Below are 17,808 nucleotides of genomic sequence, written 5' to 3' on the forward strand. Positions count from 1 at the left end.
GCGTTCTTTCGCAGACGCACCGCATCGATGCGGCGACCATTGGGTCGCCCCGCCGGGCGGAGCCTCGGACCTTCGTAAAGCGACATGCAGACCGTCCTGATCTCGATCCACCTCATCGTCGTCCTCGGCCTGATCGTCGTGGTGCTGCTGCAGCGGTCCGAAGGCGGGCTCGGGCTCGGCGGTGGCGGCAGCGGTGGCGGCGGCGTCTCCGGCTTCATGACCGGCCGCGGCCAGGCCAATGCGCTGACCCGCGCCACGGCCATCCTGGCGGCCCTGTTCTTCACCACCAGCATGACCCTGGCGGTGATGTCGCATCGTGCCGCCGCGCCCCGTTCGATCATCGAGGGTGCCGGCTCCGCCACGCAGCCCGCCCAGCCCAACGCCGACAATCTGCTCGACACCCTGCGCCAGGGTCAGGGCGTGCCCGCCGCCCCCGCGACGCCGGGCCAGCCCGCCGCGCCCGTTCCGGTTCCGGCACAGCCCTCGACCCCGGACGCACCCCAGTCGCGCTGAGCACGGTTCGCAAGAGCGGTCACCGGTTTGGCGTCACGACACGCCGACACGCCAAAGACCCGAGCAGGGTGAAGCGTCGGTTCGCCGACGTGCCCCTGCTTAGGCCGCGACGACGGACCTCGCGGCGGACGATCGTTCGCCTGCCGCCTGCCATCGACGGCCCGGTCAGCGATGATCGGGTCGTCGCGTTTGCGACGGGTCCCTCCAGACCCGCCCTGAGCCGGCGATCGATGCGGCCCGGACCCGTGGGACGGTTCTGCCAAGGACCGTCCACGGCTTTGTCGCGTTGCCGTTTGGCGAATCGACCTCCCTTGTTTATGGACCAAAGCCCATGACGCGGTACGTTTTCATCACCGGCGGCGTGGTCTCCTCGCTCGGCAAGGGTCTCGGTTCGGCCGCCCTCGCGGCCCTGCTCCAGGCGCGCGGCTACAAGGTCCGCCTGCGCAAGCTCGACCCCTATCTGAACGTCGATCCGGGCACGATGAGCCCGACCCAGCACGGCGAGGTCTTCGTGACCGACGACGGCGCCGAGACCGATCTCGACCTCGGCCATTACGAGCGCTTCACCGGTCTGCCGGCCACCAAGGCCGACAACATCACCACCGGCCGGATCTACCTCGACATCATCACCAAGGAGCGGCGCGGCGACTACCTCGGCGCCACCATCCAGGTGATCCCGCACGTCACCAATGCCATCAAGGCGTTCGTGCTCGACGGCAACGACGCCTTCGACTTCGTGCTCGTCGAGATCGGCGGCACGGTGGGCGACATCGAGGGCCTGCCGTTCTTCGAGGCGATCCGTCAGCTCGGCCAGGAGCTGCCGCGCGGCACCACCGCCTTCGTGCACCTGACGCTCCTGCCCTACATCCCGTCCGCCGGCGAGCTGAAGACCAAGCCGACGCAGCATTCGGTCAAGGAGCTGCGCTCCATCGGCATCCAGCCCGACATCCTGCTCTGCCGCTGCGACCGTCCGATTCCCGTGGAGGAACGGCGCAAGCTCGGGCTGTTCTGCAACGTCCGCGAGACCGCCGTCATCGAGGCCCGGGACGTGGCCTCGATCTACGACGTGCCGCTGTCCTACCGCGAGGCCGGCCTCGACCGCGAGGTGCTGGCGCATTTCGACATCGCGCCGGAGGTCGAGCCGGACCTGACGCGCTGGACGACGATCTCGGAGCGGGTGCGCAACCCCGAGGGTGAGGTGAACATCGCCATCGTCGGCAAGTACACGGGCCTCAAGGACGCCTACAAGTCGCTGACCGAGGCACTCACCCACGGCGGCATCGCCAACCGGGTGAAGGTCAACCTCGAATGGATCGAGTCCGAGGTGTTCGAGCGCGAGGACCCGGCCCCGTTCCTCGAGGGCATCAACGGCATCCTCGTGCCCGGCGGCTTCGGCCAGCGCGGCGCCGAGGGCAAGATCCGCGCGGCCCGCTTCGCGCGCGAGCGCAAGATCCCGTATTTCGGCATCTGCTTCGGCATGCAGATGGCCGTGATCGAGGCGGCCCGCTCGCTGGCCGGGGTGCCGGACGCCAATTCCAGCGAGTTCGGCGAGACCGCCGAGCCGGTGGTCGGCCTCCTCACCGAGTGGCTGCGCGGGAACGAGCTGGAGCGGCGCGCGGCGGAGGGCGACCTCGGCGGCACCATGCGGCTCGGTGCCTACAAGGCGACGCTCCACGCCGACACGAAGATCGCCGAGATCTACGGCACCACCGAGATCTCCGAGCGCCACCGCCATCGCTACGAGGTCAACATGGCCTATCGCGAGTGCCTGGAGGCCAGGGGCCTGCGCTTTTCCGGCCTGTCGCCGGACGGCCTACTGCCGGAGACGGTGGAGCACGTCGGCCATCCGTGGTTCATCGGCGTGCAGTTCCATCCGGAACTGAAGTCGCGCCCGTTCGAGCCGCATCCGCTGTTCCGCAGCTTCATCGGCGCGGCGATGGAGCAGAGCCGGCTCGTGTGATGCGGGCGCTTGGATCGCTCCCACCGAGCATCCGCCGTCGACCCTGCGGACGAGGAGCCCGTGATGGTCTCGATTTCCGGCCTGCCGGCCTTTTGCGCCTACGCCGCCACCGCGCTCGGGCTGGTGGCGCTCTATCTCGGCGTCTATCTCACCGCCACGGCCCACCGCGAGATCGCGCTGATCCGCGAGAACAACCTCGCCGCCGCCATCGCCCTGGGCGGTAGCCTGGTCGGCTACACCATTCCGCTCTCGGTCTCGATCTTCAACGCGCAATCCATCCTCGACTGCGTGATCTGGGGCCTCGTCGCCCTGGTGGTCCAGCTCTCGGTCTACGGTCTGGTGCGCCTGGTGCTGCCCGACCTGTCGCGGCGGATCGAGGCCGGTGAGGTCGCCGCCGCCACGTTCCTGGCGTCGGCCTCGGTCGCCGGCGGAATCGTCGATGCGGCCGCGATGACCTACTGACGTGGGAGACCCGGCTTTTCACCGGGCCGGAACCGCCTATGCTCCTCTCCCATGCGGCATCCGGCCGTGGGGGAGACGGACCCGTCCGCCGAGGTCCGACCGTCGATGACACCGCCGTTCTCGAAGCACCGGAAGCGCTCCGCGACCGTCTCCCTGGCCCTGGTGGCCGGAGCGGGAACCACGGCCCTCGTGCTCGGTCAGGTCGATCCGACGCAGCGCGAGGAGGATGTGCTCGTCTATCCCGGCCCCGACGCCTGCGTGTCGGCCGCCATCCGTACCGAGGCGGATTGCCGACGCGACTACGCCATCGCGCGGCAGGCCTATCCGGAGGCGGCGCCGCGCTACGGGTCGCTGCCCGATTGCGAGGCCCATCACGGTCCGGCCCATTGCCTCACCGGCGCCGTCGTGGCCGCCAGCGCCACCGGCCGCTTCGTGCCGATGCTGGCCGGCTATCTGCTCGGGCGCCGACCCGATCAGGCCCTTACCCCCCAGCCGATCTACCACCACCGGCCGGAACAGGCCGCCCATGCCCATGCCGGGCACGGCGGCTATTGCACGAGCTGGGGCGGGCGGGTCGTCACCGCCAGCGGCGGCACGTCGTCGAGCGCCCGCGTCGCCTCGTCGGCGGTGCGGCAGGCCTCGTTCGGCGGGTTCGGCCGGACCGGGCGCGGCTTCTCCTCGCACGGCTCGTCCGGCCACGGCGGCGGCTGATGCTCCGCCTCGCCGTCGGCGAACGGCCGGACTGGCGCGGGACCGCCCGCGCCCACGGCTTCACCTTCCACACGATCGACGGCGCGCCCTATTGGGACGAGAGCCATGCCTATGCCTTCACGCTGGCGGAGATCGAGCGCGACATCGAAGGCCCCAGTGCCGAACTCCACGCCCTCTGCCTCGCCTTCGTCGCCAGGGCGGTCGAGGACGAGCGCATCCTCGCCTCCCTCGCGATTCCCGAACACGCCTGGGATGCGGTCCGCGACAGCTGGCGGCGGGGAGACCCCTCCCTCTACGGCCGCCTCGACCTGGCCTATGGCGGCGCCGGGACCGGACCGGCCAAGTTGCTGGAGTACAACGCCGATACGCCCACCGCCCTCTACGAGACCGGCGTGTTCCAGTGGCTCTGGCTCGAGGAGATGCTGGCCACCGGGCGGCTGCCGCCGGGATCGGACCAGTTCAACGCGGTCCATGAACACCTGATCGATCGCTTCCGGCGCATGCCCGGCGACGGCACCCTGTGCCTGACCGCCTATGCCGACGCGCCGGAGGACCGCGGCACCGTCGCCTACCTCGAGGATTGCGCCCGCCAGGCGGGGCTCGCCACCCGCTTCCTCGACCTCGCCGAGATCGGCCTGTCCGGCGATGGCCGCTTCATCGATCCGGCACATGCGCCGATCGCGACGCTGTTCAAGCTCTATCCGTGGGAATGGGCCTTCGCCGACGCCTTCGGTGGCGCATTGCGCGACACGCCCACCCGTTTCCTCGAACCGCCCTGGAAAGCGGTCCTCTCGAACAAGGGCGCCCTCGTCCATCTCCACGCGATGGAGCCCGGTCATCCCAACCTGCTGGCGGCCTATTTCGAGGACGATCCGCAGGCGGCGTGTCTCGGCGGGGCCTACGTGAGGAAACCGCTGCACTCGCGCGAAGGCGCGAACGTGCGGATGGTGCGGGACGGACGCGTGCTCGCCGACCTGCCCGGTCCCTACGACCGGGCGCGGTTCATCCGCCAGGCCCTGGCCCCGATGCCCGCCTTCGACGGCCGCCACGCCCTCGTCGGCTCATGGATCGTCGGGGATGCCGCCGCGGGTCTCTGCATCCGCGAGGCCGAAGGCCCGGTCACCACGGACGCAGCCGTGTTCGTGCCCCATCTCATCGAGGCGCCGTGATCGATCCGCCGCCGCGCTGTCAAAGGCATCGGCGGCCCTATATGTCGGGGCGTGACCGAGATCCTGTTCTACCATCTGCAGCGCCAGCCCCTGGAGAAGGTGCTGCCCAGCCTCGTCGAGCGCTCCCTGGCGCGCGACTGGCGAGTGGTGATCCAGGCCTCGTCCGAAGAGCGCCTGCAGGCGCTCGACGATCAGCTCTGGACCTACACAGACGACAGCTTCCTGCCCCACGGCACCGACCGCGAGCCGGATGCCGCCGGCCTGCCAGTGGTCCTGACGCTGGCGGAGGCCAACCCCAACGCCGCCGCGATCCGCTTCCTCGTGGAGGGATCGCCGCTCCCGGCCGACGCGCAGGGCTACGAGCGCCTCTGCATCCTGTTCGACGGCACCGACCAGGAGTCGCTGCTGCTCGCCCGGGCGCAGTGGAAGCAGGCCAAGGAGGCGGGCCACGCCCTCGCCTATTGGCAGCAGGACGACGACGGCCGCTGGCAGAAGAAGGCGTGATCGGCCCACGACCGCACCTCACCGATGGATGCCGCCGAGGCGGCCGGGACACTCGCATGCACCGCATCATCCCCGTCCTGACGGCCCTCCTCGCGGCTCCGCTCCCGGCGATGGCGCAGGCCAATCCGCACGGCTCCCCGGCCCAGGAGGCCCGGAAAGGCCCGGAGGCCAGGCCCGTCGAGGGTCGCAAGCTCCCGGCCAACGTGACCACCGACCACACCGTCACCCTGCCGGACGGGCGCTCGCTGGCCTTCAAGGCCACCGCCGGCAGCCTGCCGCTGATGGACGAGGCCGGCAAGCTCCAGGCGGAGATCGCCTTCATCGCCTACGTGCAGGCGCCGAGGGAAGGCGAGCCCGCCCGTCCGATCACCTTCGCGGTCAACGGCGGCCCCGGCGCTGCCTCCGCCTATCTCAACATCGGTGCGGTCGGCCCCTGGCGGCTGCCGCTCGAGGGCGCCAGCATCAGCCCGTCGATGCCGGTGGACCTCGTGGCCAACGATGGCACCTGGCTCGACTTCACCGACCTCGTCTTCATCGACCCGGTCGGGACCGGCTACAGCCGCGCCGCCGACGGCGACGCCAAGCGCTACTGGAGCGTGGATTCGGACGCCTCGGTGCTCGCCGCGGCCATCGCCCGCTACCTGCGGGTCAACGACCGTGTCGCCTCCGCGAAGTTCTTCCTCGGGGAGAGCTACGGCGGCTTTCGCGGGCCCTTGATCGCCGCCAAGCTCCAGGAGGAGATCGGCATCGGCCTGTCCGGCCTCGTCCTCGTGTCGCCGGTGTTCGATTTCGCCTGGCTGCAGGCGCCGCGCACCACGCCCTGGGGCCACGTGACCAAGCTGCCTTCGCTGGCCGCCGCCGCGATGGAACGGGCGGGCCGGACGCCGAGCCGGGCCGCCCTCGCCGAGGCCGAGGCCTATGCCACCGGCCCCTATATCGCCGACCTCCTCAAGGGGCCGGGCGACAGCCAAGCCGTCGCCCGTCTCGGCGACAGGGTCGGCGCCCTCACGGGGCTCGATCCCACGTTCGTGCGCCGCCAGGCGGGACGGTTGTCCGGCGCGAGCGTCCAGCGCGAGATCGGCCGCGACGAAGGCCGGGTCGCCAGCGCCTACGACACCGGCGTCACCGGCTGGGACCCCGACCCGACCGCCGCGGTCTCCGGCTTCGAGGACCCCCTGCTCACCGGAATGCAGGCCCCCCTCACCACCGCGATGCTGGACCTTTATGCGACGCGCCTCGGCTACCGGGTGCCGGACCTGCGCTACGAACTCCTCAACAACGCGGTCAACCGCGGCTGGACCTGGGGATCGGGCCGCAGTGCGCCCGAATCCCTGAGCACCCTGCGCGGCGTGATGGCGCTCGACGGACGTCTGCGCGTCCTCGTCGTCCACGGCTTCACGGATCTCGTGACGCCTTATTTCACCTCCAAGCTCCTGATCGACCAGATGCCGCCGCTCGGCGGCGGCCGCCTCGGCCTCTCGGTCTATCCCGGCGGCCACATGTTCTATTCGCGCCCCGATTCCCGCGCCGCGTTCCATCGCGATGCCGCCGATCTCTATTCCGCCGCCATCCGTGCCCGATCCGGGACCGGCGAGGGTGAGGCAGGCCGATGAGACCGGTTCGTTCCGTTCTGGCCGTGTTGCTCGCCGTAGCCGTGACGGGCTGCGTCGGGTCCGACAGGCGACCCGCCGAAGCGGTCGAGGCCGCAGCCCCTCCGGCGCCGGCCCCCGCAGCAGCGGTGTTCCCGGGACCCGTGCTGCGCCCGGACGGCAGTTGTTCCGAGGCCGGCCCGGTCGTCGCCACGGCGATCGAGCCGGGGATCGGCGAGTGCGACCTCGTGCGTCTCAAGGGCCGGCCGCCCACCGATGTTCTCGTGGGTGCCGGCCGCGCCGGCCGCGAAGTTCAGGTGCTCTATGCCGAGCCCGGTGCAAAGGAGCTGTATTTCTTCGTGAACGCCCGCCTCGACCGCATCGTGAAATCATGATCGCTCGTCGATCCCCTACCGGGTGGATGGGCGTCGGGTACGCCGGCATCGCAGCGTCCCCATCGCCCCCGTGGGGTCGTTGGCAGATGCGGTAGCCTTAACAAGCGTTATGTCCAATCCGAATCATTTCGAGTTGTAGGTCGACGAGTGTCTACCGAACGCAATCGATTTTCGTTCGACACATGTATTCGGAAGACGATTCAGAAATCTCAGTGCGTCGGTGACACCCCTGGGACACGACGGCCCGTTCGACCATCGATGTCCGGGCAAGCGTCGCAGAACGCCATAACAACCTGTCCCGGGGCGGAACATTCATGATCCACCAGCTCGTCTACTACAGCCGCAACACGGTGCAGGGTGGCGACCGCGCCATGTTGACCAACCTGCGCGAGATCGTCTCCGCCTCCCAGCGCAACAACAGCCGCGACGGGGTCACGGGGTTCCTGATCTTCGACAAGACGTGGTTCGTACAGATCCTCGAAGGCGACAAGGCGCAGGTGGTCGAAACCTACAACCGCATCGCCCGCGACACCCGCCATTCCACGGCGACCATCCTGAACGTGCGCGATATCGAGGCACGCTTCTTTCCGAACTGGACCATGGGTGGGGCCATGCGCACGCCCGAGATGGAAGAGATCTACCTGGAGCACGGGATCGGCAGCGCGATGGACCCGTCGCGCCTCAAGAGCGCACAGGTCGTCGCCCTCGCCCTCGACCTCCAGGCCTTCGAGCAAGCCAAGCGGCAGGGCCAGCGACTCGCCGGCTAGGGCTCGGCTCGAACCGGCCACCCGTCGGGGGCCGGTTCGTCCCCGAGGCCGACAGGCGCCGCGACGCGGCGGCCGGCCGATTGCCCCTCGCGAACGGCCTCGGCGTGGTATAGGCGGCGCCCGCTCCCGACCCACGGAGACCCGATGCCGCCGATCATCGCGATCGCGAACCTGTCCAAGGTCTATGCCTCCGGCCACCAGGCCCTGCGCGACGTCAACCTGGAGATCGCCAAGGGCGAGATCTTCGCGCTGCTCGGCCCCAACGGGGCGGGCAAGAGCACGCTGATCAACATCGTCTGCGGGATCGTGACGCCGAGTGCCGGCACCATCCGGATCGACGGTCACGACGCCGCCAAGGACTACCGGGCCGCACGCACGGCGATCGGCCTGGTGCCGCAGGAACTCACCACCGACGCCTTCGAGACGGTGTGGGCCACCACCAGCTTCACCCGCGGTCTCTTCGGCCTGAAGCCCGACCCGGCCCATATCGAGCGGGTGCTGCGCGACCTCTCCTTGTGGGACAAGCGCGACAGCCGGATCATGACCCTCTCGGGCGGCATGAAGCGACGGGTGCTGATCGCCAAGGCGCTGAGCCACCAGCCGCGCATCCTGTTCCTCGACGAGCCCACCGCCGGCGTCGACGTGGAACTGCGCCAGGACATGTGGCGCCTGGTACGCTCCTTACGCGACCAGGGCGTCACCATCATCCTGACCACGCACTACATCGAGGAGGCCGAGGAGATGGCCGACCGGGTCGGCGTCATCGCCAAGGGCGAGATCATCCTGGTCGAGGAGAAGGCCGAGTTGATGCGCAAGCTCGGCAAGAAGCAGCTCATCCTCCAGCTCCAGGGCCCGCTGACGGCCCTGCCCGCCTCGCTCGCCGCCCATCCCGGCCTCGCCCTCGGGGCGGACGGCGCCGAACTCACCTACACCTACGACACGCAGGCCGCCGAGACCGGGATCGCGACGCTTCTGTCCGATCTCGCCGCCGCCGGCCTCTCGGTGAGCGACCTCTCCACCCGGCAGAGCTCGCTCGAGGACATCTTCGTGGACCTCGTCAGGACCGGTGCGAGGACCAGCGCAGGGATCGACGCAGGGATCGACGCATGACCATGAACTGGCCGGCGGTCACCGCCATCTACCGCTTCGAGATGGCCCGTTTCTGGCGCACCGCCCTGCAGAGCATCGTCGCGCCGGTCATCGCGACCTCGCTGTATTTCGTGGTGTTCGGGGCGGCCATCGGTTCGCGGGTGACCGCCGTGGACGGGATCGCCTACGGCGCCTTCATCGTGCCGGGCCTGATCATGCTGTCGCTGCTCACGCAGAGCATCGCCAACGCCTCCTTCGGCATCTACTTCCCGCGGTTCGCCGGCACGATCTACGAGATCCTGTCGGCCCCCGTCTCGCCCTTCGAGATCGTCCTCGGCTACGTCGGTGCCGCGGCCTCCAAGTCGATCCTGATCGGGCTGATCATCCTGGCCACCGCGACCCTGTTCGTGCCGATCCACATCGAACATCCGGCGATGATGGTGGTCTTCCTGCTGCTCACCGCCGTCACCTTCAGCCTGTTCGGCTTCCTCATCGGCCTGTGGGCGGACGGGTTCGAGAAGCTGCAGCTCGTGCCGCTGCTGGTGGTGACGCCGCTGACCTTCCTCGGCGGCAGCTTCTACGCCATCGACATGCTGCCGCCGTTCTGGCGCGCGGTGAGCCTGTTCAACCCGGTCGTCTACCTGATCAGCGGTTTCCGCTGGAGCTTCTTCGGCAAGGGCGACGTGGCGGTCGAGATCAGCCTCGGGATGACGCTGCTGTTCCTGAGCGCGTGCCTGGCCGCCGTGACGTGGATCTTTCGGACGGGGTATCGGCTGAAGAGCTGAACCCCCTTCCCGGCGAGGGACCGGTCGGCGCCCTGCTACGGGTTGCCCGAAACCGCGCCGCTCAAGGCCGCGCGGCCAGGAACTCCAGAACGCCGGTGCGATGCCCCTTGTCGCCCACCGCCGTCGAGTGGTCGCGCCCCGGCAGGTCGAGGGCTTTGGCGTCTTGCATCAATGCCGCCAGGGCCGGGCCGGAGCCGGCCACCGTGTCGAGGCTGCCCACCGTGACCAGGCTCGGCGCCTCGATCTGCGAGACCTCTTCGCGTGACAGGGTCTGGCGCGAGCCGCGCATGCAGGCGGCCAGTGCCCGAAGGTCGCTACGGGTCTGTTCGGCGAAGGTGCGGAAGGCGGCGGCCGTCGGGTTCGGAGCCGGGGTGCCGGGGGGCGCCTCCAACGCCTCGGAGATCCCGCTCGGCAACCCCTTGCCCTCGACGAGGTGCAGCCCGAGGCCGCCCAGCAGCAGGGAGCGCACGCGGGCTGGCTCGTCGAGGGCGAGGAAGGCACCGATGCGCGCGCCCATCGAGTAGCCCATCACGTCGGCGCGGGCGATGTCGAGGTGGTCGAGCAGGCGCCGCGCGTCGGCGGCCATGATGTCCGAGCCGTAGGCGTCCGGGTCGTAGAGCTTCTGGCTCTCGCCGTGGCCGCGGTTGTCCAGGGCCACCACCCGGTAGCCGGCCTGGGTCAGCGTGCGCACCCACAGCGTGTTGACCCAGTTGACCGCGTGGTTCGAGGCGAAGCCGTGGATCAGCAGGATCGCGTCGCCGCCGCCGCTCGCCGGCGGCACGTCGATATAGGCGATGGCGACGCCATCGGAATGAAATCGCTGCATCGGCTCCGGCACGTCCGCCCATCCCCGTGGCTGGTTCGCATGACGGGGATGCCTATCATGCCGGTGGCCGAGGGGCGACCTGCTTGCCCCCGGCGACGGCGGCTGGCATCACCCGGCTTGCCATGAAGAACAGCCCCCCTTTCGGAACCTACGCGCCCGCGGGCCTCGTGGCGCGCTTGCTGGCACGCACCGGCCGGATCTCGGATGCGCGCTGGAGCGGCCGACGCCTCGCCCTGTTCCTGCGCCGGATCGGCATCACCCTGCTGCGCGGGCGCCCCCTCGACGTCGAGCGCTACGGCGCCCGGATGCGGCTCTACCCCTACAATAACAATTGCGAGAAGAAGGTGCTGTTCACGCCGCAGTTCTTCGATCCCGAGGAGCGTGCGCTGCTGAAGGCCCGCCTGCCGCAGGGCTGCACCTTCCTCGACATCGGATCGAACATCGGCGCCTACGCCTTGGCCGTGGCGGCCTTCGCCGGGCCGCGCGCCCGCATCCTCGCGGTGGAGCCCCAGCCCGACGTGTTCGACCGGCTCACCTACAACATCGCGCAGAACCCCTTCGGCACCGTCAAGGCGGTGGCCTGCGCGGTGGCCGACAAGGCCGGCGAACTCACGCTGTTCGTCGATCCGCGCAACCGCGGCGAATCGAGTCTCAAGATCGTCGGCACTAACGAGAGCGCCCAGATCCGCGTGCCCGCCGTGACGTTGCTGGGCCTGGCCGAGAGCGAGGGCATCACCCGCATCGACGCGATGAAGCTCGACGTCGAGGGCGCCGAGGACCTGATCCTGGAGCCTTTCCTGCGCGCGGCGCCCAAAAGCCTGCATCCGACCCTGCTCCTCGTCGAGAACGGCACCGACCAGTGGCAGATCGACCTCGCGGGCCTGCTCGAGGGCCACGGCTACCGCCGCATCGCCGAGACCCGGCTGAACCTGGTGTTCGAGCGGACGGTCTGAGAGCGGTTCAAACCCGTCCGTCGAGTTGCGGCATGAGCACGACGCTCTCCTGCTCGTTGGGATCGGTCCGGGCGATCACCGCCACGCAGGGTACGCTGTCGCTCGGGTTGTAGGGCAGGTGCGGCACGCCGGCCGGGATATAGAAGAAATCCCCCGCCCTCACCACGGCGTGGTGCTCCAGCGTTTCGCCGTACCAGCAACCGGATTCGCCGCTCAGCACATGGATGGCGCTTTCGTGCGCCTCGTGCCGGTGCGCCTTGGCGCGCACGCCGGGCGGCAACGTCACGATCTGCATGTGCAGCGATTTCGCCCCCACCGTCTCGGCCGAGATCGCCACGGCGTAGTCGAGCCCCTGCCTGCCGGTGAAGGCGGCTCCGGCCTTGACGAGACGGCAGGTGGGCGGTGTCTCGCTCATCGGATGGCCCTTCGACGGATGCCGGAGACGAGGATCGGTCCGAACCGGCCGGGGCGCAAGTCGCCCGCGGCGTGGCCGTGCTTCAGGCGACCGCGATCTCCTCGGCGATGGCGACCTCCTCCGGGGTCACCCGGCAGCGATAGGCGTGGACGGCGACGCCGGCCTCCCGCGCGGCCTGGAACGCCCGGTCGAAGGCCGGATCGAGGTCGCGGGCGACGTCGAACCGAATCGCCTGCATCTGGACGACGACGATCACCACCGCGCGGCCGCCGTCCCGCACCACCTGCGCCAGGTCCCGCATGTGGCGGGCGCTGCGGGCGGCGACGCAGTCGGGGAATTCGGCGAGGCCGGGCCGGCGCAGGAGATGGCAGTTCTTGACCTCGACGTGACAGGGGGCGAGCCCCTCCCCCGTCGCCAGGAAATCGACCCGGCTCGCCGTGGCATAGCGCACCTCCGGCTTGAGGTCGGTATAGCCCGCGAGGGGCGCCAGCAGCCCGGCCCGGAAGGCCTCCGCCACCAGGGCGTTCGGGCGCATGGTGTTGATGCCGACCCATTGCGGGCCGCCGGGCAGGTCCGCCTCCACCAGCTCCCACGAGAACCCGAGTTTGCGCGCCGGATTGGTGGAGGCCGAGAGCAGGACCCGGTTGCCCGGAGCATGGAGGCCGAGCATCGCGCCGGGGTTGGCGCAATGGGCCGTCGTCACCGTGCCGTCGGCGAGTTCGACGTCCGCCAGGAAGCGCTTGTAGCGCCTCACGAGGCGGCCTTCGATCAGGGGGGCGGGAAGGCGCATGTGGGCCGGATCTTGGATGCGGAAAGGCACGGCCATAGCCAGCGCCGGTGCCCCGCGCTAGGTGCGATGGGGCCCCTCTCCCGACACCCGGACCCCGATGACCCCACCGCCCGCCGTCACCGCCGCCATCCTCGTCATCGGCGACGAGATCCTGTCCGGGCGCACCAAGGACAAGAACATCGGCACCATCGCCGATTACCTCACGGCGATCGGCATCGACCTGCGCGAGGTCCGGGTCGTGCCCGACGAGGCGGACGCCATCGTCGAGGCGGTGAACGCGCTGCGGGCCCGCAACACCTACCTCTTCACCACCGGCGGCATCGGCCCGACCCACGACGACATCACGGCCGACTGCGTCGCGGCCGCCTTCGGCGTCGGCATCGACGTCGATCCGCGCGCCAAGGCGATGCTCCTGGAACGGCACAAGCCGGAGGATCTCAACGAGGCCCGCCTGCGCATGGCCCGCATCCCCGACGGCGCCGACCTCGTGCCCAACCCGATCTCGAAGGCACCGGGGTTTCGCCTCGGCAACGTCTTCGTGATGGCCGGCGTGCCGGCGATCATGCAGGCGATGCTCGACCAGATCGGCCCGACGCTCGAGACGGGCGCCAAGGTGATCTCCGAGACCATCGAGGCCGGCAACCTCCCCGAGGGCACCTACGCCGGCGATCTCGCCGCGATCGCCAAGGCGGAGACGGCCGTGTCGATCGGATCGTATCCCTCGATGACGCCGACGGGGTTCGCCAACCGCATCGTGGTGCGGGGCCGGGACGCCGTGTCCGTCGCGCGGGCGCGGGACGCGGTCATCGCCCTGGTTGAACGCCTGCGCGGGGGAACCGGCGCCTGATTGCGGCTTTGCCTCCCCAAGCGGCATCAAGCCGCAGCGAAGGGGGGCCGGCTCCCGGAAACCGGCGCTGAGGAAACGCCGATGACTCTGGACGATGCCAACACCACCGCCGAGAAAAAGAAGGAGCACGAGGAGAGCGTCGCGGAGGTGATCCGCCCCGACGCCTTCGTGCTGCACGAGGTCATCCGCAAGGAGGGTGACGAGGAGCTGCGCCGCAACGCCGGGGCGCTCTTCCTCTCCGCCCTGGCGGCAGGCCTCACCATGGGGTTCTCGCTGATCGTGCCGGGCGTCCTCAAGGCGCACCTGCCGGAGGCGCCGTGGAGCGAGCTCATCTCGGGCATGGGCTACGCCACCGGCTTCCTCATCGTGGTGCTCGGACGCCAGCAGCTCTTCACCGAGAACACCCTGACGCCGATCCTGCCGCTGCTGCACGACCGCACCGTGGCGACCCTGTGGCGGGTCGCGCGGCTGTGGGGGATCGTGCTCGTCGGCAACATCATCGCCACCGCCCTCGTCGCCGCCGTCCTCGCCCATTCCGACGCCTTCGAGCCGGAGGTCCGCAAGGCCTTCGCCGAGATCAGCCACCACGCCAGCGCGGCCCCGTTCTGGACCACCACCATCAAGGCGGTGTTCGCCGGCTGGCTCATCGCGCTGATGGTGTGGATGCTGCCCGCCACCGGGTCGGCCGCGCCCTTTATCGTGGTGCTGATGACGGGGCTCGTGGCGGTCTGCGGCCTCGCCCACATCGTGGCCGGCTCGGTGGATACGTTCTACCTCGTCTTCACCGGCGAAGCCTCCATGTCCGACTACCTGTGGCATTTCTTCGTGCCGACGCTCATCGGCAACGTCTTCGGCGGCACCGCCCTGGTCGCGGTCCTCAACTACGGGCAGGTCGCTCCACAGGTGGAAGAAGAAAAGGCAGGCGGCCGGGCGGGTTAGTGCACCCCACGGAACGCCCGATCACCGGGCGTTCTTCTCCTGCGCGCGGCACCGGAACACGCGTTTCGGGGCCGACATTCAGGCCCGCACCACGGGCTTGGCCTTCACCGCCGCCGACAGTGCCTTGAGCTGGCGGTTGAGGTCCGCCAGTTCGTTGAGGGCGATGGTCTTGTGGCCGTCCTTCACCGCACGCTCGATGTCGCTGACGTGGACGCTCGCCATGCGCTTCAGTTCGGCGGCGAGTTGATCACGGGTCATCGGCGCTCCTGTCGGGACTGAAGATCGGTTCGGACCTGATTAAGGCAACAGCCTTAACCGGGTGTTGTCGGCTCGCTCGCCACGGTGCGGACGGGACCGATGGCTCCTCTCGCATCCGAGGCTCGGTGTGGCTCTCCAGGCATAGGGACTGGGCAGCGACAAGGGTACGTTGCATCCGAGATGGGCATTTTTTGAGAGACACCTGCATAATGATGAAGCTGCTTCTGGCCGGTACGGCGGCGCTCCTGGCCGTCGGCTCCGCCTCCGCCGCCGACCTGCCGCGGCGCGTCGAGCCCGCACCGGCCTTCGTGCCGGTTCCGGTCTTCACCTGGACCGGCTTCTATGCCGGGACGCACAGCTCCTACAGCTTCAGCGACAGCCAGCAGATCCGCACCGTCGGCAACAACGACGGCAGCACCACCACCAACACCATCGGCAACGTGCAGACCCTGCGTCGCCCGCCGAGCCTGCGCTCGGAGCAGGACGGCCGGGGCAACTTCGGCGCCGGCGTCGGCTACAATCACCAGTTCACGCCGGGCTCCGGCTTCGTCGTGGGCGTCGAGGCCGACTGGACCTGGACCGACCTGCGCAAGAACTATCTTTACCTCGGCCCTGCGCTGGCCGCCAACGGCGGCGTCCCCGATCCGAGCTCGTTCCGGCAGGGCCTCAACTGGCTCGGTACGGCGCAAGGACGCGTCGGCTACGCCTTCGACCGCGTCCTGGTCTACGGCACCGGTGGATTCGCCTACGGCGACGTGAACTACAACGCCAAGTTCTACAACGGCGCCCTGGCCCTGGCCTATCTCGGCCGTAACGACGGTATCGAGACGGGCTACGTCTACGGCGGCGGCATCGAGTACGCGATCCCCGCCGACAGCTTCCTCAGCCGCTACAGCATCATCGGCAATCTCCTCGGTGCCAGTGCGATCACGCTCAAGGCCGAGTACCTGCGCTACGACCTCGGCAGCCGCAACGTGACGGTGGCCGCCACCGGCCTGACGCCGGCCACGGGCTCCTACACCTCGCGATTCACGACCGAAGGCAGCATCGTTCGGGCCGGATTTAACTACAAGTTCGGAGGCTTCTAGCTTTTCGGTCGGAAGCACGGCCAAACCCTCAAGGGCTGGCCGTCTCCAAAAGAAGGGGGCGCTCCTTATCGGAGCGCCCCCTTCTTTCGTTCGTCTTCAAGGGTGCCACCCGAGCCGGTTCGTGGGCCTTTCGGCGAGCCGGCCAGCGGCCTCAGGTCCGCCAGGGGTGGGCCGGCAGTTCCGTCGCGCCGATGACACTGGCGCCGGCCAGGGCGACCGCATGGTCGTTCTCGACGGTCGAACCGCTGACGCCGATGGCACCGGACATCTCGCCGTCCTTGTCCACGATCGGGATGCCACCTGGGAAGGTGACGAGCCCGTCGTTGGAATGCTCGATGCCGAACAGCGGGCCACCGGGCTGGGACAGCTGGCCGATCTGGCCGGTCATCATGCCGAAGAACACCGAGGTCTTGGCCTTCTTCTGGGCGATGTCGATGGACCCGACCCAGGCGCCGTCCATCCGGTAGAAGGCCTTCAGGTTTCCGCCGGAATCGACGACCGCGATACACATCTGGGTGTTGAGCTCCACCGCTTTGGCGCGGGCGGCCTCGATGGCTTTGTGAGCGTCTTCGATGGTGACGTGCATGGGGGTTGTCTCCCTGGGAGTCGCGAGGTCGTTGGTAGGGTGTCGTTTGTGGCGTGAGGCCAGTCGCAGCGGCATGCCGATAACGAACGGCTGCGGCATTTGGTGCCGATATGACGACGGCCGCCCCCCGGTGGGGAGCGGCCGTCGCGGCTTGAGGTTCTCAGGCCGTCCGAGCGTCCGACGTTCAGCCCTTGGCCATCGCGTTGGCCTTCTCGATCAGCGCCTCGGCCATGCGGATCGAGGCGATGTCGATGAGGCGGCCGTCCAGCGAGACGGCGCCTTTGCCGGCCTTGGCGGCGTCTTCCATCGCCGCCAGAATGCGGCGTGCCTTGCCGACTTCGGCTTCCGACGGGGTGAACACGTCGTTGGCGAGGTCGATCTGCGAGGGGTGGATCGCCCACTTGCCTTCGAAGCCGAGCGCGGCGCAGCGGCGGGCGGCGGAGGTGTAGCCGTCCGGATCGGAGAAGTCGCCGAACGGACCGTCGATCGGGCGCAGGCCGTAGGCGCGGCAGGCCACCATCATGCGGGCCTGGGCGAACAGCCACGGGTCCTGCCAATGGGTCTGGCGGTTGCCGGCTTCGTCCTTGTCGGTGAGCACGCTGTAGTCGGCGTTGACCCCGCCGATCACCTGGGAGCGGGCGCGGGTGGAGGCGGCGTAATCGGCGACGCCGAAGGACATCGCCTCCAGGCGCTTCGACGAGGTGGCGATGGCCTCCACGTTGGCCATGCCGAGCGCGGTCTCGATCAGCACCTCGAAGCCGATCTTCTTCTCGCGCTTCTTGGCCTGCTCGATCTGGGTGACCATCACGTCGATGGCATAGACGTCGGCCGGCACGCCGACCTTGGGGATCAGGATCATGTCGAGGCGCGGGCAGGCCTCCACGATGTCGACGACGTCGCGGTACATGTAGTGGGTGTCGAGACCGTTGATGCGGATCATCATGGTCTTGGTGCCCCAGTCGATCTCATTGAGCGCCTGGATGATGTTCTTGCGCGCCTGCTCCTTGTCGTCCGGCGCGACCGCGTCCTCGAGGTCGAGGAAGATCACGTCGGCCTTCGAGGTCGCCGACTTTTCCATGAAGGTCGGGTTGGAGCCGGGGACGGCGAGTTCCGAGCGGTGCAGGCGCGGGGTGGCCTGCTGGATCAGGGTGAAGCTCATCGA

The 17,808-nt window shown here is 69.2% G+C and carries 21 protein-coding genes; 15 read left to right on the top strand and 6 right to left on the bottom strand.

Features of this window, described 5'->3' with window-relative positions:
• Positions 1-84 precede the first annotated feature (84 nt).
• From secG to ASG40_RS09545, 11 genes are all read left to right on the top strand, one after another.
• Positions 85-513 (top strand): preprotein translocase subunit SecG, encoded by a 429-nt coding sequence (gene secG, locus ASG40_RS09495; protein WP_055884156.1) that lies wholly within the window; start codon positions 85-87, stop codon positions 511-513.
• A gap of 331 nt (positions 514-844) precedes the next feature.
• Positions 845-2,473 (top strand): CTP synthase, encoded by a 1,629-nt coding sequence (locus tag ASG40_RS09500; RefSeq protein WP_055884160.1) that lies wholly within the window; start codon positions 845-847, stop codon positions 2,471-2,473.
• 63 nt (positions 2,474-2,536) lie between these two features.
• Positions 2,537-2,935, top strand: coding sequence for a DUF350 domain-containing protein (locus ASG40_RS09505; protein WP_055884163.1), 399 nt, complete (start codon positions 2,537-2,539; stop codon positions 2,933-2,935).
• Between the two features lie 105 nt (positions 2,936-3,040).
• Positions 3,041-3,646 carry a DUF1190 domain-containing protein gene (locus ASG40_RS09510; RefSeq protein WP_055884723.1) on the top strand — a complete coding sequence of 202 codons (606 nt, stop codon included), beginning with the start codon at positions 3,041-3,043 and terminating at the stop codon, positions 3,644-3,646.
• Positions 3,646-4,815 (top strand): glutathionylspermidine synthase family protein, encoded by a 1,170-nt coding sequence (locus tag ASG40_RS09515; protein ID WP_055884166.1) that lies wholly within the window; start codon positions 3,646-3,648, stop codon positions 4,813-4,815. Before ASG40_RS09510 ends, ASG40_RS09515 begins: the two co-directional genes overlap by 1 nt.
• 51 nt (positions 4,816-4,866) lie before the next feature.
• A complete protein-coding gene (locus tag ASG40_RS09520) occupies positions 4,867-5,319 on the top strand; it encodes a DNA polymerase III subunit chi (RefSeq protein WP_055884170.1) in 453 nt (150 codons plus the stop codon).
• A 56-nt stretch (positions 5,320-5,375) separates the two neighbouring features.
• Positions 5,376-6,932, top strand: coding sequence for a S10 family peptidase (locus ASG40_RS09525; protein ID WP_055884173.1), 1,557 nt, complete (start codon positions 5,376-5,378; stop codon positions 6,930-6,932).
• The gene (locus ASG40_RS09530; protein ID WP_055884176.1) at positions 6,929-7,303 is read left to right on the top strand and encodes a hypothetical protein; all 375 of its coding nucleotides are present in this window, start codon (positions 6,929-6,931) and stop codon (positions 7,301-7,303) included. Before ASG40_RS09525 ends, ASG40_RS09530 begins: the two co-directional genes overlap by 4 nt.
• A 314-nt stretch (positions 7,304-7,617) precedes the next feature.
• On the top strand, positions 7,618-8,070 hold the full coding sequence (locus ASG40_RS09535) for a BLUF domain-containing protein (RefSeq protein WP_055884179.1): 453 nt from the start codon (positions 7,618-7,620) through the stop codon (positions 8,068-8,070).
• Positions 8,071-8,214: 144 nt separating this feature from the next.
• Positions 8,215-9,180 carry an ABC transporter ATP-binding protein gene (locus tag ASG40_RS09540; RefSeq protein ID WP_055884182.1) on the top strand — a complete coding sequence of 322 codons (966 nt, stop codon included), beginning with the start codon at positions 8,215-8,217 and terminating at the stop codon, positions 9,178-9,180.
• Positions 9,181-9,182: 2 nt separating this feature from the next.
• Positions 9,183-9,944, top strand: coding sequence for an ABC transporter permease (locus ASG40_RS09545; RefSeq protein WP_055884185.1), 762 nt, complete (start codon positions 9,183-9,185; stop codon positions 9,942-9,944).
• Between the two features lie 61 nt (positions 9,945-10,005).
• On the opposite strand, the gene ASG40_RS09550 is transcribed toward ASG40_RS09545, so the two are convergent.
• Positions 10,006-10,770: an alpha/beta fold hydrolase gene (locus ASG40_RS09550; RefSeq protein ID WP_055884189.1), complete on the bottom strand. Its 765-nt coding sequence runs from the start codon at positions 10,768-10,770 to the stop codon at positions 10,006-10,008.
• Positions 10,771-10,892: 122 nt separating this feature from the next.
• Here ASG40_RS09550 and ASG40_RS09555 point away from each other — a divergent pair, with 122 nt between their 5' ends.
• Positions 10,893-11,723, top strand: coding sequence for an FkbM family methyltransferase (locus ASG40_RS09555; protein ID WP_055884192.1), 831 nt, complete (start codon positions 10,893-10,895; stop codon positions 11,721-11,723).
• Positions 11,724-11,730: 7 nt separating this feature from the next.
• Here ASG40_RS09555 and ASG40_RS09560 read toward each other — a convergent pair whose 3' ends face one another.
• Both ASG40_RS09560 and sfsA read right to left on the bottom strand, forming a co-directional pair.
• Positions 11,731-12,138, bottom strand: a complete 408-nt coding sequence (locus ASG40_RS09560; protein ID WP_055884196.1) for a cupin domain-containing protein — start codon at positions 12,136-12,138, stop codon at positions 11,731-11,733.
• 82 nt (positions 12,139-12,220) lie between these two features.
• Positions 12,221-12,928: a DNA/RNA nuclease SfsA gene (gene sfsA, locus ASG40_RS09565; RefSeq protein ID WP_055884199.1), complete on the bottom strand. Its 708-nt coding sequence runs from the start codon at positions 12,926-12,928 to the stop codon at positions 12,221-12,223.
• 97 nt (positions 12,929-13,025) lie between these two features.
• Here sfsA and ASG40_RS09570 point away from each other — a divergent pair, with 97 nt between their 5' ends.
• Both ASG40_RS09570 and ASG40_RS09575 read left to right on the top strand, forming a co-directional pair.
• Positions 13,026-13,775 (top strand): competence/damage-inducible protein A, encoded by a 750-nt coding sequence (locus tag ASG40_RS09570; RefSeq protein WP_055884202.1) that lies wholly within the window; start codon positions 13,026-13,028, stop codon positions 13,773-13,775.
• Between the two features lie 81 nt (positions 13,776-13,856).
• Positions 13,857-14,714 carry a formate/nitrite transporter family protein gene (locus tag ASG40_RS09575; RefSeq protein ID WP_055884209.1) on the top strand — a complete coding sequence of 286 codons (858 nt, stop codon included), beginning with the start codon at positions 13,857-13,859 and terminating at the stop codon, positions 14,712-14,714.
• 78 nt (positions 14,715-14,792) lie between these two features.
• On the opposite strand, the gene ASG40_RS09580 is transcribed toward ASG40_RS09575, so the two are convergent.
• Entirely contained in the window at positions 14,793-14,972 is a 180-nt protein-coding gene (locus ASG40_RS09580; RefSeq protein ID WP_055884212.1) for a hypothetical protein, read from the bottom strand.
• A gap of 206 nt (positions 14,973-15,178) precedes the next feature.
• Here ASG40_RS09580 and ASG40_RS09585 point away from each other — a divergent pair, with 206 nt between their 5' ends.
• Positions 15,179-16,060, top strand: coding sequence for an outer membrane protein (locus ASG40_RS09585; RefSeq protein WP_200938229.1), 882 nt, complete (start codon positions 15,179-15,181; stop codon positions 16,058-16,060).
• A 151-nt stretch (positions 16,061-16,211) separates the two neighbouring features.
• Here ASG40_RS09585 and ASG40_RS09590 read toward each other — a convergent pair whose 3' ends face one another.
• On the bottom strand, positions 16,212-16,646 hold the full coding sequence (locus tag ASG40_RS09590; protein ID WP_055884217.1) for a GlcG/HbpS family heme-binding protein: 435 nt from the start codon (positions 16,644-16,646) through the stop codon (positions 16,212-16,214).
• 184 nt (positions 16,647-16,830) lie between these two features.
• The gene (locus ASG40_RS09595) at positions 16,831-17,805 is read right to left on the bottom strand and encodes an HpcH/HpaI aldolase/citrate lyase family protein (RefSeq protein WP_055884220.1); all 975 of its coding nucleotides are present in this window, start codon (positions 17,803-17,805) and stop codon (positions 16,831-16,833) included.
• Positions 17,806-17,808: the final 3 nt, after the last annotated feature.

Origin of the sequence: Methylobacterium sp. Leaf399, assembly GCF_001424525.1 — a bacterium.
Lineage (GTDB): Bacteria > Pseudomonadota > Alphaproteobacteria > Rhizobiales > Beijerinckiaceae > Methylobacterium.